The organism is Streptomyces sp. NPDC052114 (assembly GCF_040680155.1).
Classification (GTDB): Bacteria; Actinomycetota; Actinomycetes; order Streptomycetales; family Streptomycetaceae; genus Streptomyces.
Window position 1 is genome coordinate 670,972 of the sequence record NZ_JBFAWC010000002.1, and the last position, 14,884, is coordinate 685,855.

The window sequence follows — 14,884 nt, forward strand, 5'->3', positions numbered from 1 at the left end:
GGTGGGCGGCATGCTCCACCGGGTCAGGATCCGAAAGGCGCGGGGCGGCGGGTCCGGTCCGTTGGTGGATCACTCAGGGGGCAGCCGACACCCGCGCCGCAGGCGCGTCCCGCCCGCCGGACGAGGTACTACCGCGTGGCGAGCCGCTCCAGCAGGGCGGCGCTCCGCGCCAGCAACGCCTGCTCCTCGTCCGTGAGTTCCGCGTCGATGGCCTGCGCGAGCCAGCCGGCCCTGCGGCCGCGCTCCGCCTCCAGGGCGGCCCGGCCCGCGTCCGAGAGCTCGACCAGCGACTTGCGGCCGTCCGTGGGGTGCGCGCGGCGCGTGATCAGGTCCTGCTCCATGAGCAGCCCCACCGCCCTGGCCATCGACTGGGGGCGTACGCGCTGATCGGCGGCGAGATCGCTGGTGGTCATGGCGCCGTTGCGGTCGAGCGCGCCGAGTACGGCGGCCTGGCCCAGCGGGATGCGGTCCTCGTGCTTGACGCGCCGGGTGAGCTTGCCCATCGCGGTGCGCAGTTCGGTGGCGATGGCGGCGGCTTCCGAGGTGGGCATAGGGCACTTTACCCCGCTGACCAGCAGGGCCGTGCGTCGGCCGACAGAGCCGTGCACCTGATGTGTGCAGCAATGCTGTGCAGCAATACTGCACAGCCAAACTGAACAGCATTGCTGTAGGGTTCTGCGTTGTCGGGCCCAGCGCCAGCGTCGTCGCAGCCGGGGGCACGGCATACGACAACGGGAAGGAACTCCCATGTCCGCAACGGCAGTCGCTGGTGTCGACACCCCCATCGGAAGCGTCGACGCCACCGTCCGGACCGTCACCGCCCGCCGGATCATCGACAGCCGCGGCAACCCCACGGTCGAGGTCGACGTCGTCCTGTCGGACGGATCCCTGGGGCGCGCCGCTGTCCCCTCCGGTGCCTCCACCGGCGCCCGGGAGGCCGTGGAACTGCGCGACGGGGACTCCGCGCGCTGGCACGGCAAGGGCGTCGACCGCGCGGTGGAACACGTGAACGGAGAGATCGCGGCGTCCGTGCGCGGCCGGGACGCGGCGAACCAGGCGGGGCTCGACGCCGCGCTGGCCGCCCTGGACGGCACCCCCACGAAGTCCCGGCTCGGCGCCAACGCGATCCTCGGCGTCTCCCTCGCCGCCGCCAAGGCCGCCGCGGCGGCCCACCGCCGGCCCCTCTACCGCTACCTCGGCGGGGCCGACGCCCACCTCCTGCCGCTGCCGATGATGAACATCGTCAACGGCGGTGCCCACGCCGACAATCCGCTGGACTTCCAGGAGTTCATGATCGCGCCCGTGGGTGCAGACACCTTCGCCGAAGCCGTCCGCATGGGCAGCGAGGTCTTCCACACCCTGCGCCGCGATCTGCTGGCGGCCGGGCACTCCACGGGCGTCGGCGACGAGGGCGGGTTCGCGCCCGCGCTGCGCACCGCCGAGGAGGCGCTCGACTTCGTGATGTCCGCCATCGAGCGCACCGGATACCGCCCCGGCGCGGACATCGGCCTGATCATGGACCCGGCGTCGTCGGAGTTCTTCCGCGACGGGGTGTACGACTACGCGGGTGAGGGGGTCCGCCGCACCCCCTCCGAGAACGCCGACTACCTGACCGGGCTCATCGACGCGTACCCCATCGTCTCCATCGAGGACCCGATGGCGGAGAACGACCTGGACGGCTGGCGCGAGCTGACCGCCCGCGTCGGCGACCGCTGCCAGCTCACCGGCGACGACGTGTTCTGCACCAATGAGACGCTGCTGCGCGAGGGCATCCGCACCGGCGTCGGCAACTCGATCCTGGTCAAGGTCAACCAGATCGGGACCCTGACCGAGGCGCTGGCCGCGGTCGCCACGGCCCACCAGGCGGGCTGGACGGCCGTCATGTCGCATCGCTCGGGCGAGACGGAGGACACGACCATCGCGGATCTGGCGGTGGCGACGGGCTGCGGCCAGATCAAGACGGGCTCGCTCTCCCGCTCCGACCGTACGGCGAAGTACAACCAACTGATCCGGATCGAGGAGGAGTTGGGCGACACGGCCCGCTTCGCGGGCGGCTCGGTGCTGCGCCGGGCGTGAGCGGGGCGTGAACGAGGGCGGCCGTGCCTCGGCGGAGCGGGCGTCGCGGCACGGCCGCCCTCCTCGTTCAGTCGGTGTCCGGCAGTGCGCGTTCGAGGAGGACCTCCGCCGCCGCTCGCGCGTGCCGACCGTAGTCCGCCTCGTCCAGCACCATGGCGCGGCTGGCCGCGCCGTCCGCGAGGGTGACCAGTTGTTCGGCGAGTGCGTCGGGTTCCCGGCAGCCCAGCTCCCCGACCAGCGCGGTGACCAGCTCGACCATGCGGAGCTTCTGTTCGCGTGCGTAGGAGTGGACCGCGCTCTGCGGGTCGGGGAACTCCGCGGCGGCGTCGATGAACGGGCACCCGCGCACCGGGTCCGCGTCCGCCGCGGGCGGATCGAACAGCCCGAGGATCCGCTCCCGCGGGGGGATGTCCTCGCGGGTCAGTACGCCCTCCAGAGTGGCGCCCGATGCCGCGAGGCCCTGGAGGTGGGCGATGACCAGATCACCCTTGGTCCGGAAGTGCGCGTAGAGCGTGCGCTTGGACACCGGCGCCTGCTCGGCGACCTGTTCCATGCCGGTCGCGTTGATCCCCTGGACCGCGAAGAGCCGGGCGGCGGCGGCCAGGATGCGCTCCCGGCCCCCGCGTCCGCGTGACTGGGGTGCGGTGGTCGTCGTGGCCATGCGGCAAGTATACGTACGCGTTTACTTCGGCGAGGGCGGGCCGCTATGGTGGCTCGCAAGTAAACGGAACCGTTTACTTGAGATGTAGCTGAGGAGCGTTCCATGAACAGCCCGGCCCCCGCGAACCCCACTGATCTCGTCACTCCCGCCCATCCCGCCCATCCCGCGGAGCTGAGTGGCTGCGCGGAGAAGCTGATACGCGGCCGTCACGCGACGCGTGCGTTCCGCCCGGACGCCGTGCCCGCGGACACCGTGCGCGCGATCTTCTCGCTGGCCGGTGCCGCGCCGTCGAACTCCAATGCGCAGCCGTGGCGGGTGGAGGTGGCGAGCGGTGCGACGCGTGAGCGCCTCGCTGACGCCCTGCGGGAGGCCCACGCCGAAAAGCGCACCTCGGTGGACTTCCCGTACGCCGAGACCATGTACACGCAGGCGCACCAGGAGCGCCGGTCCGCCTTCGGGGCCGAGCTGTACGGAGCCCTCGGCATCGGCCTCGACGACCATGCGGCCCGTGCGGCCTATGACGCGGAGAGCCTGCGTTTCTACGGCGCGCCGCACGTGGCGTTCCTGTTCGTCGACGGTGACGGCGGGGCCAGGCTGGCCGCCGACGTCGGCGCCTACATGCAGACCCTGCTCCTGGCGATGACCGCGTACGGAGTGGACAGTTGCCCGCAGGGGCTGCTCAGCTTCTACGCCGACACCGTCCGGGGCGAGCTGGACGTCACCGGCGGAAAGCTGCTCGTCGGCATCTCCTTCGGATACGCCGATGCGAGCGCGCCGGTGAACCGGGTCGCGACCGGGCGCGCGGCGCTGGAGGCGACGACGGCCTTCCACGACTAGGCGGCACGGTCGGGGCGCAGGGGTGCCGGGCGCCGGGCGTCGAGGTGTCGGATCGAGTTCCGGTGGCGCGCGGGAAGCGGGCGTCACCAGCTTGACGGGTGACGGGACTTGGGGCAAGGTCGTCACCTGTTGAGAGGGTGACATCCGAGTCGGCAGGAGAGCGGACGCATGGCTGACATCTGCGACATCGACGGCGTCGTCTTCGATGTCCTCGGAACCATGGTCGACGAACCCGGCGGGCTTCGCGTGGCCCTTCGCGAGGCCGTGCCCGCGGCCGACGGCGCGTTCGGCGACGAGCTGCTCGCCGTGTGGCAGCGGCATGTCGAGCACGAACAGCGACGCATCGCGCGAGGGGACCGGCCGTACGCAGGCTCCGAGGTCATCGACGCGGAAGCCGCCCGGCGGGTGGCCGACCGTGCCGGACTCACCGATCCGGCGGCCGTCGCCCGGCTGGCCACGGCGGGACAGCGCCTGCGGCCCTGGAGCGACTCCGTCGCCGGACTCGAACGGCTCGCGCGGCGGTTCCCCGTGCTGGGCCTCTCCAACGCCGGCCACACCGCCCTGCTGCGCCTCAACACGTATGCCGGGCTGCGCTGGCATCAGGTCCTGTCCGGCGAGACGGTCCGCGCCTACAAGCCGGCGCCGGAGGTCTATCAACTCGCCGTCGACACGGTCGGATGTCCACCGGAACGCGTGCTCATGGTGGCCGCCCACGCCTGGGACCTGCGCGGAGCCAGGGCGAGGAGCATGCGGACCGCCTACGTCCGGCGGCCGATCGGGGATCCGCCGACGCGTTCCGACACCTTCGACGGGGAGTACGACGGACTGGACGAACTGGTCACCGCCCTGACCGCGAGGTGAGCGGCCGGGGCGCCTCTACGGTCACGGACGTGGGCGAGCCGGTCGGGGCTTCTCGCCCTGTGGCTCCTGGTCTTGCGGCTCCTCGCCTTGTGGCCCCTCGTTTCCCAACCCCGCGGCGTGGTCCGGGACATAGGCCTTGAGGTCGCGTGGCGGCCGCCGGTAGCCCGTGCTCGGTGGGCGGGGCGGGAGGTCGATGCGCGGGGGCGGGACCGCGTGGTAGGGGAGCGTCGAGAGCAGATGGGCGATCATGTTCAGCCGTGCGCTGCGCTTGTCGTCGCTCTCGACGACATGCCACGGCGCCTCGGGGATGTCCGTCTGGGCGAACATCTCGTCCTTCGCCCGTGAATACGCCTCCCAGCGCGTGATCGACTCCAGGTCCATGCGGGACAGCTTCCAGCGGCGCGTCGGGTCGTCGAGGCGCCGTCGGAAGCGCTGTTCCTGCACCGCGTCGCTCACCGAGAACCAGTACTTGCGCAGCACCAGGCCGTCCTCCACCAAGAGACGCTCGAAGACGGGGCACTGGTGGAGGAAGCGCTCGTACTCCGCCTGGGTGCAGAAGCCCATGACGTGCTCGACACCGGCCCGGTTGTACCAGCTCCGGTCGAAGAGGACGATCTCTCCCGCTGCGGGGAGATGCTCCGCGTACCGCTGGAAGTACCACTGGGTGCGTTCCCGTTCGGTGGGCGCGGGCAGCGCGACGATCCGGGCGATGCGGGGGTTGAGGCGCTCCGTCACCCGCTTGATGGTGCTTCCCTTGCCCGCCGCGTCCCGCCCCTCGAACACCACGACGAGCCGCGTGCCTTCCGCTCTCACCCATTCCTGCACCTTCACCAGCTCGGTCTGCAGGCGGAACAGCTCGCGCTCGTACGGTCGCTTCTTCACGGTCACGCACCGGCCTTCCGTCGGACGGACACCCTTGTCGCACCCCGACTTTCCGGGCAAGGGGCCAATGGTCCCCGGCTGGGGCCTGTCGGCATCTGCCCGGGACGGCGAGGCGGCGGGACCGTGGCGGGAGCGGGGGTGGTGGAGGAGCGGTGAGGAGAAGCGAACCGGCAGGCATCGCGGACATCGCGGAGGAGTCACTCATGGCCATCCGAGTCGGCGTCAATGGATTCGGCCGCATCGGCAGGAACCTTCTGCGGGGCGCCCTGGAAAGGGGCGAGAGCGGAAGCGGTGACGTCATCGAGGTGGTGGCCGTCAACGACATCGCTCCGCCGGGGACCCTGGCGCACCTGCTGGAGTTCGACTCGACGTACGGCAGGCTGCGCCGCGACGTCGCGTACGACGAGAAGTCGATCACCGTGGACGGGCGCCGTATCGCCGTCTCCGCGGAACGCGATCCCGCCGCGCTCGACTGGAGCGGGCACGGCGCCGACATCGTGATCGAGTCGACCGGGCGCTTCCGCGACCGGGACGCCGCCGCGCTGCACCTCAAGGCGGGCGCGCGGAAGGTGCTGCTCTCCGCGCCCGGCAGGCCGGCCGACGTGACGCTCGTGATGGGCGTCAACCACGAGGCGTACGAACCCGACCGGCACCAGGTGGTCTCGGCCGCCTCCTGCACCACCAACTGCGTCGTGCCGATGGTCAGTGTCCTGCACGAGGGCTTCGGCATCGCCAAGGGGCTGATGACCACCGTCCACGGCTACACCAACGACCAGGCGCTGCTCGACGGCCCGCACCACGATCCGCGCAGGGCCCGTTCGGCGGCCCTCAGCATCATCCCGACGAGTACCGGAGCCGCCCGCGCCGTCGGCCTCGTCGTCCCCGAACTCGACGGCGCGCTCGACGGGTCGGCGGTCCGCGTGCCGGTCGAGGACGGATCGCTCACCGATCTCACGGTGGTGCTGCGGCGCGACGCCGGCACCGAGGAGATCAACGCCGCCTTCGAGGCGGCGGCGGACGGCCGCCTGCGCGGCATCCTGCGGGTGTCGCACGCCCCGATCGTCTCCCGCGACGTCATCGGCGACCCGGCCTCCTGCGTCTTCGACCCCGCCCTCACCCTGACGCACGGGGACCTGGTCAAGGTCTTCGGCTGGTACGACAACGAATGGGCCTACTGCCAGCGGCTGTTGGACCTCACCTCCTACATCGCCGCACGGCTGTGATCCCCGCGGCCCTGCGGGGCGTGCGGGGTGTGGTCCTCGACACCGACGGCGTCATCACCGACTCGGCGCGGGCGCACGCCGCGGCCTGGAAGCAGGCCTTCGACGCCTATCTGGCGGATCACCCGGCCGAACGTCCCGAACAGTGCAGGGAGTTCGACGTGCGTGTGGACTATCCGCGGTACGTCGACGGGAAGTCGCGCCTCGACGGCGCCGCCGCGTTCTTCGCCTCGCGCGGGCTGCGTCCGCCCGCCGGGACGGTGGCGGCGGTGGCCGCGGACAAGGAGCGGCTCTTCACCGAGCGGCTGGCCGGCGGGTGGATCGACGCCTACCCGGGCACGGTCCGCCTGCTGCACGTCCTGCGCGACGAGGGGATCGCGTGCGCCGCCGCCTCCGCCTCCCGGCACGCCCGTGAACTCCTGCTGCACGCCGAGGTGTTGCCGCTCCTCGACGCGGTGGTCGACGGCGGCGAGGCGGCGCGGCTCGGCCTCGCGGGGAAGCCGGACCCGGCGCTCTTCCTGGAGGCGGCGCGCCGCCTCGGCGTGTCCCCGGTGGACGCCGCCGTCGTCGAGGACGCGCTCGCCGGGGTCGAGGCCGGGCGGCGCGGGGGATTCGGCATGGTCATCGGTGTGGACAGGAGCGCGACGGCGGGCATGAGGTCGGCTCTGCTGCGGCGCGGGGCGGACATCGTGGTGGACGACCTGGAAGAGCTGCTCGGCGACGGCGGAGGGCGGTCATGACGGGCCGGACCGGGGACTGGATCTGGTCGTACGAGGGCTACGACCGGGCCGAGGAGCGGCTCCGCGAGTCGCTCTGCACGCTCGGCAACGGCTACTTCGCCACCCGGGGCGCTGCCCCCGAGTGCCCGGCCGACGACGTGCACTACCCGGGGACGTACGCGGCGGGCTGCTACAACCGGCTCACCTCGCTGGTCGCGGGCCGGACGGTCGAGAACGAGGACATGGTCAACCTGCCCGACTGGCTGCCCCTGCGCTACCGGCTGACGGGCCGGGAAGAAGCAGGGGAGTGGCTCACCCCGGACTCCGCCGCACGCGTCGCGTACCGGCAGACCCTGGATCTGCGGTCCGGCGTCCTGGAGCGGAACCTGCGCTACGCGTGTGCGGGCGGCCGTGCGCTGGCCGTGCGCCAGCTGCGCATCGTGCACATGGCGGACCCCCATCTCGCCCTGCTGCGCACCGAGTTCGGCATCGAGGGACCGTCGGCGGGTCTGGAGGTCGAGGCCGCGCTGGACGGCACCGTCACCAACGCCGGTGTGCCGCGCTACCGGCAGCTGAACTCCGGCCACCTCACACATGTGCACACCGGGGCGGGGGCGGCCGACACCGTGTGGCTGCGCTGCCGCACCACCACCTCCGACATACGTGTGGCGCTGGCCGCCCGGACCACGGCGGGTCCCGCGCAGGCCCTGCCGGGGCAGGAGACGGGCCGGTCCGCCCGTGCCGTCCAGCGCTTCCGGCTCGCCCTGGCGGCCGGGCGCACCGTCACCGTCGACAAGACGGTCGCCCTGCACACGTCCCGGGACCCGGCGATCGGCGATCCCCTGAGAGCGGCGGTCGCACGGGTCGCGCGCGCCCCCGGCTTCGACGCCCTCCGCGACGCGCATCTGAGGGCGTGGGAGCAGCTGTGGCGCCGGGCCGAACTCGACGTGCCCGGTGAGGCCGGCCGGATCCTGCGGCTGCACCACTTCCACGCCCTCCAGACGCTCTCGCCGCACACGGCCGACCTCGACGTCGGAGTGCCCGCCCGGGGACTGCACGGCGAGGCCTATCGAGGCCATGTGTTCTGGGACGAGCTCTTCGTGCTGCCCTATCTCGACCTGCACTTCCCCGAGGTCTCCCGGGCGCTGCTCACCTACCGCCACCGGCGCCTGGAACAGGCGTGCACGGCGGCCCGCGAGGCCGGCCGCGCGGGCGCGATGTACCCGTGGCAGAGCGGCAGCGACGGCCGGGAGGAGACCCAGCGGCTGCACCTCAATCCGCGCTCGGGCCGCTGGCTCCCCGACCACTCGCGGCTCCAGCACCACGTCGGCTCGGCCGTGGCGTACAACGTGTGGCAGTACTGCGAGGCCAGCGGCGACGCCGAGTTCCTGCACACCAAGGGCGCGGAGATGCTGCTGCAGATCGCCCGCTTCTGGGCGGACTCCGCCACGTACGACGAAGGCCTCGGACGGCACCGCATCCGGGGTGTCGTCGGGCCCGACGAGTACCACGACGCCTACCCGGGAGCCCCGGCGCCCGGCCTCGACGACAACGCGTACACGAACGTCACGGCGGCCTGGGTGCTCGCCCGCGCACTGGACGTCCTGCGGGCGCTGCCCGAGCCGCGCCGACGCGAACTCGTGGAACGGATCGGCCTCGACGGCGGGGAGACCGAGGCGTGGGAGACCGTGTCGCGGACCCTGCACGTGCCGTTCCACTCGGGCGTGATCAGCCAGTTCGAGGGATACGGGGAACTGGCGGAGCTGGACTGGGACGCCTACCGGGCGCGGTACGGCGACATCCGGCGCCTGGACCGGATCCTGGAGGCCGAGGGCGACACGGTCAACCGCTACCAGGCGTCCAAGCAGGCCGATGTGCTGATGCTCGGCTACCTCTTCTCGCCCGCCGAACTGCACCGCCTCTTCGGCCGGTTGGGGTACGCGCTGGACGCGGACACCTGGCGGCGCACCGTCGACCACTATCTGTGCCGCACCAGCCACGGCTCCACGCTCAGCGGTCTCGTCCACGGCTGGGTGCTCGCCAGGGTGCGGCGCGCGGGGGCCTGGAAGTTCGTCCAGGAGGCCCTGGAGGGCGACATCGCCGACCTCCAGGGCGGCACCACGGGCGAGGGCATCCACCTCGGCGCCATGGCGGGCACGCTCGACCTCGTGCAGCGCGGACTGACGGGTCTGGAGACACGCGGCGGTGCCCTGTGGTTCGACCCGGTACCGCTGCCGGAACTCTCCGAGTACGGCTTCGCGCTGCGCTACCGGGGGCACTGGGGCATCCGGCTGCGGATGTGTCCCGGGACGCTGCACATCAGCGTTCCCGCGTCCGACCGCTCCCCGATCGAGGTCGAACTCCCGGGGCGGACGGTCTCGGTGGAGCCCGGGCAGTCCTGTGAGCTGGCACTGCCCGGCTGACACCGGTGTCTCGTACGCCGGAGAAGTGCCGCGGAGTGCCAAGGAGCGCTGAGGAGTGCCCGTCAGCGGTGCGGGACGATCGCGACCGGGCTCCTGGCATGGTGGATCACCGAGTGCGCGGTCGCGCCGATGCGCGCGCCCGCGGCGATGCGCCGGCCGAGGACGAGCAGCCCCGCGGCCGGGGTCGCGTCGACGAGATGGTGGCCGGCCAGGCCGTGCACGAGCCGCTCGGTGACCCGTGTGTCGGGGAACTTGTGCCGCCACGGGGCGAGCGCGGCGGAGAGCAGGCGCGACTTCGCCAGGGCGGGGTCGACTGCGTCGGCGCTGGGCACCAGGGGAACCGTCCAGGTGTGCAGGGCATGCAGGGGTACGCCACGGAGCGCCGCGGCGCCGAAGGCGAACTCCAGCAGTTCATCGCTGGGGTGGTCCACGTCCAGGCCCAGGACGACCCGGCCGGGCGCGGGGTCCTCGGGCTCCGCCCGCCGGGAGTGTCCGCCCGCGCGGACCAGGACGACCGGACAGGCGGCCCGCGCCGCCACGGCCGATGCCACCGACCCGATCAGCGCGCCCGCGAGAGCGCCGAGACCGCGTGAGCCGAGGACGCACAGCGTGGAGAACTCGGCCGCCGCCAGCAGCTCCTCCACCGGGGCCCCTGCGACCTGTTCGTCGAGGATCCCCAGGTCGGGATGGGCGGCGGAGATCCGCAGGACGGCCCGGTCGAGGGCGCCGCTCTCCCGCAGGGTCGGCGCGTCGAGTTCCGGCAGCCGGCTCGGCTCCGACGGCTGGTCGAAGACGTGGACGAGGTGGAGCGGCAGGTCACGGCGCAGCGCTTCGCGGGCCGCCCAGTCGACGGCGGCCAGACTCTCGGGCGAGCCGTCCAGGCCCGCGGTGACGGGCTGTCGGCCGGGCACGGGCCCACCTCCGTGGTGATGGGAGTGATGTGCATACGGGGTGGCGCGGGAGCCTCAGTGGTGCGGGACCACGGCCACCGGGCAGGCCGCGTGGTGCAGTGCGGCGTGGTTGACCGGGCCGAGCTGCATGCCGACGTGCCCCTTGCGGCGCCGGGCGCCGACCACCAGGAGGTCGGCCGTGCGTGCGGCGTCGAGGAGCGCGGTGCGCGCGTGGCCCTCGACGATCTCGCGGCGTGGCACGACGCCGGGGTGGGCCTCGGTCACCTCGCTCAGCGCCTGTGCGACGTGTTCCTCGGCCCGCCGCCGGTGCTCGTCGTCGGTCGGGGCGGGCACGTCCGACACCTCGCGGGCGGGGCAGCGCCAGGCGTGGACGACGGTCAGGGCGGCCTGGTGGGTCAGCGCCTCGCGAAAGGCGAACTCCAGCGCGTCGGCGGCTTCACGGGGGTCGCCGACACCGACGCAGAGCGCCCGGGACCCGCCCCTGGGGCTCTCCTCGCGGCCGCGCACGACGACCACCGGTGACGTGGCGTGCGCGGCGACGTACAGACCGACCGAGCCGAGCAGTACCCCCGCGGGCCCGCCGCGTCCCCGGCTGCCGACCACGACCGCACCGGCCTCCGCACCGAGGCGCACCAGCGCGGCGGCCGGATCCTCGGACAGCACGTCGCTCGTCACCTTCACCGACGCGGTGCGGCGCAGCGCGCGCTCGACCGCCGACGCGGCGATGTGGTCCGCGAGCACCCGCGTGGACGGCCGCTCGACGCCGAAGGACGGCTCGTGCCCCTCGTACCGGGACCACCGCGGCGCATGGACGACGTGCAGCGCGACTCCGTGTGCGGCGGCCTCGTCCACCGCCCAGTCCAAGGCGCGCAGGCTCGGGTCGGAGCCGTCGACTCCGACGATCAGGGGTTTGTCCACGGTGCCACCGCCCTCCGTCGTGCCCCCGGCAGGGGCCGTACTGCGGACGGTCGCACCGCGAGGTCCCGCCGGGGAGGGGCGAACCGGCCCCGGTAAGGGACATTCGGCCCCTACCGGAGGGCGCCGCGGCGTCCGCACAGTGACAGCACGGTGCTGCGGAAGGAGGGGCGATGCCCGCGCGGACACGTATCGCGGTGATCGGCGTCGGCAACGAGTTCCGGCGCGACGACGGCGTGGGCCGGGCGGTGATCGCGCGGCTCCGGGCCCGGGCCGCGGGTCGCCCGCTGCCGCCGGGTACGGTCCTCGCCACCTGCGACGGCGATCCCGCCCGCCTGATCGGGCTGTGGGAGGGCGCGGACCTCGCGGTGGTCGTGGACGCCGCCCACGCGCACCCCGCCCGTCCCGGTCACGTGCACCGGCTGTCGCTCGACGCCGACCGGCCCCTCCCGCCGCCGACGACCAGTTCGCACGGTCTCGGGCTCGGTGAGGCGCTGGAGCTCGCGCGGGTGCTCGGCCGGCTGCCCGGACGGCTGATCGTCTACGCGGTCGAGGGCGCCGACGACGCGCTGGGGACGGACCTGTCGCCGGCCGTCGCCCAGGTGGTGGCGCCCCTGGCCGAGGACGTGGAGAGCGAGATCACGCGCCACCGTGACGCGGCCGCGCGCGGGGGGTGATCCGGTGGTCACTCCGGAGCGCGGCGCACTCCACTTCGAGGCCTTCGGGACGGTCCAGGGCGTGGGCTTCCGGCCCTTCGTGCACCGGCTCGCCACCGCACTCGGCCTGGACGGCTGGGCCGCCAACACCGACGGGCACGTGGAGGGCGAGGTGGCCGGGGCGCCGTGCGCGGTGGACGCGTTCACGGCACGGCTGCGCAGCGGGGCGCCCGCCCTGGCGCGGGTGCGGCACGTGCGGCTGACCGCGGTGCGCGGGCAGCCCCCACGGGCCGGTTCCGGTTTCACCGTCCGGCCCAGCGACGTGGGGTCCGCCGCACCGGCCGGTCCTCGGGAGATCCCGCCCGACGCCGCGATCTGCGCGGCCTGCCTGGTCGAGTTCAGGGACCCCGCGGACCGCCGGTTCCGGTACCCGTTCATCAACTGCACCGCATGCGGCCCACGTGCCACGGTCATCGAGGACCTGCCCTACGACCGCGTCCGCACCACCATGCGGACCTTCCCGCTCTGCGCGGACTGCGCGGCGGAGTACGGCGACCCCACCGACCGCCGCTTCCACGCGGAACCCCTCGCGTGCCCCGCCTGCGGACCCTGCCTCTCCTGGGAAGCCCTGGGCGGGGAAAGCGCGTTGGACGCCGCGGTCAAGACCGTGGAGGGCGGCGGGATCGTCGCGGTGAAGGGACTCGGCGGCTACCAGCTGGTGTGCGACGCCACCGACGACTCGGCGGTGCGGGCACTGCGCGGGCGCAAGAACCGCCCGGCCAAGCCCTTCGCCGTCATGGTCCAGGACCTGCGCACCGTGGGGGAGTTGGCCCGCACGTCAGCGGCCGAGCGGTCCGTCCTGCAATCGGCGGCCCGCCCCGTGGTCCTGCTCACCGCCCGGGGAACGGGCCTCGCACCCGCGGTCGCGCCCGGCACGCGACGCATCGGCTTGTTCCTGCCCACCACCGGGCTGCACCACCTTCTTCTCGGCGAACTCGACCGGCCGCTCGTCGTCACCAGCGGGAACCGCGCGGACGAGCCGATCGTCACCGACGACGCGCAGGCGCGCCGCACCCTGGCCACCGTCGCCGACGGACTCCTCGCCCACGACCGGCCGATCCGCGCGCGCTACGACGACTCGGTGGTCCAGCTCAGCGGCCCTCGCGTGCGCACCGTCCGCAGGGCCCGCGGTCTGGCCCCGGGTCCGCTGCCGCTGACCGTCGCCGCGCCCGAGCCGCTGGTGGCGGCCGGTGCACAGCTCAAGCACACCTTCACCCTGGCCGACGGACACAGCGCCCATCTCTCCGCGCACGGCGGGGACTTGGCCGACGCGGGCGCGCTGGACGCCTTCACCGGCGCGTACGAGGACCTCGTACGCCTCACCGGCATCACCCCGCGGGCCGTCGCCCACGACCTGCACCCCGGGTACCTCTCCACCCAGTGGGCACGGACCCGCCGGCTGCCCCGCGTACCCGTCCAGCACCACCACGCCCACGTGGCCGCGTGCGCGGCCGAGCACGGGCTGCGTACCGCCTTCGTCGGGGTCGCCTACGACGGACTGGGCCTGGGCGACGACGGGACCCTGTGGGGAGGCGAGATCCTCGTCGCCGACCTCACCGGATACCGCCGCGTCGCCCGGTTCGCGACCGCGCCGCTGCCGGGCGGCGACGCGGCGGTCCGCCACCCCTACCGGATGGCCCTGGGCTATCTGCACGGCACCGAACTCCTCGGCAGCCCCCGCCCGTACCCCTGGCTCGCCAAGCCCTTCACCGAGCGGCTCGATCCGGCCGAAGCGGCCGTCGTGCGCGCCATGGTGGCACGCGGGATCAACGCGCCGCGCGCGTCGAGCGCCGGACGCCTCTTCGACGCGGTGGCGAGCCTGCTGGGCCTCGTCGACTCCGTCAGCCACGAGGGCCAGGCCGCGGCGGCGCTGGAGGACAGGGCCGGTGACCACGGCGCCCCGCCGCTGGCGCACCGCGTCGTGCGGGTGAAGGGGCTGTGGGTCTACGACCCGGCGGTCACCCTGATCGACCTCCTGGACCGGCGCAACAGCGGGGAGGGCGTCGACTCGCTCGCCGCCGCCTTCCACGTCACGGTGGCGGTCGTGACCTCCGAACTGGTCGCCAGGGCCGTCGACGACGGCGCCCCGCGCACCGTCTGCCTCGGCGGCGGCTGCTTCCTCAACCGCCGCCTCCTCGCGGAGGTCGAGTGCCGCCTGCGCGCGCAAGGAGTGCGGGTGCTGGTCCCCGGCGCCGTACCGGCGGGCGACGGCGGCATCAGCTACGGGCAGGCCGCGGTGGCCGCCGCCCGCCTCGCGCAGGAGCCCAAGAGGGCCGCGTAGAAGGAGATTCCGCGGCAGAAGAGTTCGTGGAGGAGGGAGCGCCATGTGTCTCGGCATACCCGGCAGGGTGCTGGAGATCAGGGACGACGACGGCCTCCGCATGGCCACCGTCGACTTCGGCGGGGTCCGCCGCGAGGCGTGCCTCGCCTACACGCCGACGGCCGCCGTCGGGACATACGTCGTCGTGCACGTCGGATTCGCCATCACCGAGGTCGACGAGGCGGAGGCGGAACGCACCCTGCGCGTCCTGCGGGCGATGGCGGACCAGGTGGAGGCCGAACTCGGCGAGCCGCTGCCCGGCCCGTGAACGCCGGGCCGCCGCACCGCCGCCGCGCGACGAGGGCCGTTCGGCCCCGGCGCGCCCCCGCTCGGCCCCGGCGCG

The 14,884-nt window shown here is 73.5% G+C and carries 14 protein-coding genes; 9 read left to right on the plus strand and 5 right to left on the minus strand.

From position 1 onward, the window contains the following. Nucleotides 1–128 precede the first annotated feature (128 nt). Nucleotides 129–551: a MarR family transcriptional regulator gene (locus AB0L89_RS06545; protein ID WP_365135270.1), complete on the minus strand. Its 423-nt coding sequence runs from the start codon at nucleotides 549–551 to the stop codon at nucleotides 129–131. A 196-nt stretch (nucleotides 552–747) separates the two neighbouring features. On the opposite strand from AB0L89_RS06545, the gene eno reads away from it, so the two are divergent. Further along, complete coding sequence (gene eno / locus AB0L89_RS06550; protein WP_365135273.1) at nucleotides 748–2,076, plus strand: phosphopyruvate hydratase; 1,329 nt, start codon at nucleotides 748–750, stop codon at nucleotides 2,074–2,076. A 67-nt stretch (nucleotides 2,077–2,143) separates the two neighbouring features. Here the strand turns inward: eno and AB0L89_RS06555 are convergent, their stop codons facing one another. Next, nucleotides 2,144–2,737, minus strand: a complete 594-nt coding sequence (locus AB0L89_RS06555) for a helix-turn-helix domain-containing protein (protein ID WP_365135276.1) — start codon at nucleotides 2,735–2,737, stop codon at nucleotides 2,144–2,146. A gap of 102 nt (nucleotides 2,738–2,839) precedes the next feature. On the opposite strand from AB0L89_RS06555, the gene AB0L89_RS06560 reads away from it, so the two are divergent. Next, nucleotides 2,840–3,574, plus strand: a complete 735-nt coding sequence (locus AB0L89_RS06560; RefSeq protein ID WP_365135279.1) for a nitroreductase — start codon at nucleotides 2,840–2,842, stop codon at nucleotides 3,572–3,574. A gap of 168 nt (nucleotides 3,575–3,742) precedes the next feature. After that, nucleotides 3,743–4,435, plus strand: a complete 693-nt coding sequence (locus tag AB0L89_RS06565) for a haloacid dehalogenase type II (RefSeq protein ID WP_365135282.1) — start codon at nucleotides 3,743–3,745, stop codon at nucleotides 4,433–4,435. Nucleotides 4,436–4,456: 21 nt separating this feature from the next. On the opposite strand, the gene ppk2 is transcribed toward AB0L89_RS06565, so the two are convergent. Further along, nucleotides 4,457–5,323, minus strand: coding sequence for a polyphosphate kinase 2 (gene ppk2, locus AB0L89_RS06570; protein ID WP_365135285.1), 867 nt, complete (start codon nucleotides 5,321–5,323; stop codon nucleotides 4,457–4,459). Nucleotides 5,324–5,520: 197 nt separating this feature from the next. Here ppk2 and gap point away from each other — a divergent pair, with 197 nt between their 5' ends. The 3 genes from gap to AB0L89_RS06585 are packed head-to-tail and all read left to right on the plus strand — an operon-like array spanning nucleotide 5,521 to nucleotide 9,679. Next, a complete protein-coding gene (gap, locus tag AB0L89_RS06575) occupies nucleotides 5,521–6,540 on the plus strand; it encodes a type I glyceraldehyde-3-phosphate dehydrogenase (RefSeq protein WP_365135288.1) in 1,020 nt (339 codons plus the stop codon). Continuing rightward, the gene (locus tag AB0L89_RS06580) at nucleotides 6,483–7,277 is read left to right on the plus strand and encodes an HAD-IA family hydrolase (RefSeq protein WP_365135291.1); all 795 of its coding nucleotides are present in this window, start codon (nucleotides 6,483–6,485) and stop codon (nucleotides 7,275–7,277) included. Before gap ends, AB0L89_RS06580 begins: the two co-directional genes overlap by 58 nt. After that, nucleotides 7,274–9,679: a glycosyl hydrolase family 65 protein gene (locus AB0L89_RS06585; protein WP_365135294.1), complete on the plus strand. Its 2,406-nt coding sequence runs from the start codon at nucleotides 7,274–7,276 to the stop codon at nucleotides 9,677–9,679. The genes AB0L89_RS06580 and AB0L89_RS06585 overlap by 4 nt, the downstream gene beginning before the upstream one ends. A 62-nt stretch (nucleotides 9,680–9,741) precedes the next feature. Here AB0L89_RS06585 and AB0L89_RS06590 read toward each other — a convergent pair whose 3' ends face one another. Further along, a complete protein-coding gene (locus tag AB0L89_RS06590; protein ID WP_365135297.1) occupies nucleotides 9,742–10,590 on the minus strand; it encodes a universal stress protein in 849 nt (282 codons plus the stop codon). 54 nt (nucleotides 10,591–10,644) lie between these two features. Next, nucleotides 10,645–11,508 (minus strand): universal stress protein, encoded by an 864-nt coding sequence (locus tag AB0L89_RS06595; protein WP_365135300.1) that lies wholly within the window; start codon nucleotides 11,506–11,508, stop codon nucleotides 10,645–10,647. A 170-nt stretch (nucleotides 11,509–11,678) separates the two neighbouring features. Between AB0L89_RS06595 and AB0L89_RS06600 the strand changes: the two genes are divergently transcribed. The 3 genes from AB0L89_RS06600 to AB0L89_RS06610 are packed head-to-tail and all read left to right on the plus strand — an operon-like array spanning nucleotide 11,679 to nucleotide 14,809. Continuing rightward, nucleotides 11,679–12,182 (plus strand): hydrogenase maturation protease, encoded by a 504-nt coding sequence (locus tag AB0L89_RS06600; protein ID WP_365135303.1) that lies wholly within the window; start codon nucleotides 11,679–11,681, stop codon nucleotides 12,180–12,182. Between the two features lie 4 nt (nucleotides 12,183–12,186). Continuing rightward, nucleotides 12,187–14,502, plus strand: coding sequence for a carbamoyltransferase HypF (gene hypF / locus AB0L89_RS06605; protein WP_365135306.1), 2,316 nt, complete (start codon nucleotides 12,187–12,189; stop codon nucleotides 14,500–14,502). Nucleotides 14,503–14,545: 43 nt separating this feature from the next. Then, complete coding sequence (locus AB0L89_RS06610) at nucleotides 14,546–14,809, plus strand: HypC/HybG/HupF family hydrogenase formation chaperone (protein ID WP_365135309.1); 264 nt, start codon at nucleotides 14,546–14,548, stop codon at nucleotides 14,807–14,809. Nucleotides 14,810–14,884 lie beyond the last annotated feature (75 nt).

Excerpts from the sequence above, each read along its gene's own strand:
- AB0L89_RS06610 (WP_365135309.1), top strand. The coding sequence starts at position 14,546 with ATGTGTCTCGGCATACCCGGCAGGGTGCTGGAGATCAGGGACGACGAC.
- AB0L89_RS06560 (WP_365135279.1), top strand. The coding sequence starts at position 2,840 with ATGAACAGCCCGGCCCCCGCGAACCCCACTGATCTCGTCACTCCCGCC.
- AB0L89_RS06565 (WP_365135282.1), top strand. The coding sequence starts at position 3,743 with ATGGCTGACATCTGCGACATCGACGGCGTCGTCTTCGATGTCCTCGGA.
- gap (WP_365135288.1), top strand. The coding sequence starts at position 5,521 with ATGGCCATCCGAGTCGGCGTCAATGGATTCGGCCGCATCGGCAGGAAC.
- AB0L89_RS06580 (WP_365135291.1), top strand. The coding sequence starts at position 6,483 with ATGGGCCTACTGCCAGCGGCTGTTGGACCTCACCTCCTACATCGCCGC.
- AB0L89_RS06545 (WP_365135270.1), bottom strand. The coding sequence starts at position 551 with ATGCCCACCTCGGAAGCCGCCGCCATCGCCACCGAACTGCGCACCGCG.
- AB0L89_RS06555 (WP_365135276.1), bottom strand. The coding sequence starts at position 2,737 with ATGGCCACGACGACCACCGCACCCCAGTCACGCGGACGCGGGGGCCGG.
- AB0L89_RS06600 (WP_365135303.1), top strand. The coding sequence starts at position 11,679 with ATGCCCGCGCGGACACGTATCGCGGTGATCGGCGTCGGCAACGAGTTC.
- eno (WP_365135273.1), top strand. The coding sequence starts at position 748 with ATGTCCGCAACGGCAGTCGCTGGTGTCGACACCCCCATCGGAAGCGTC.
- AB0L89_RS06585 (WP_365135294.1), top strand. The coding sequence starts at position 7,274 with ATGACGGGCCGGACCGGGGACTGGATCTGGTCGTACGAGGGCTACGAC.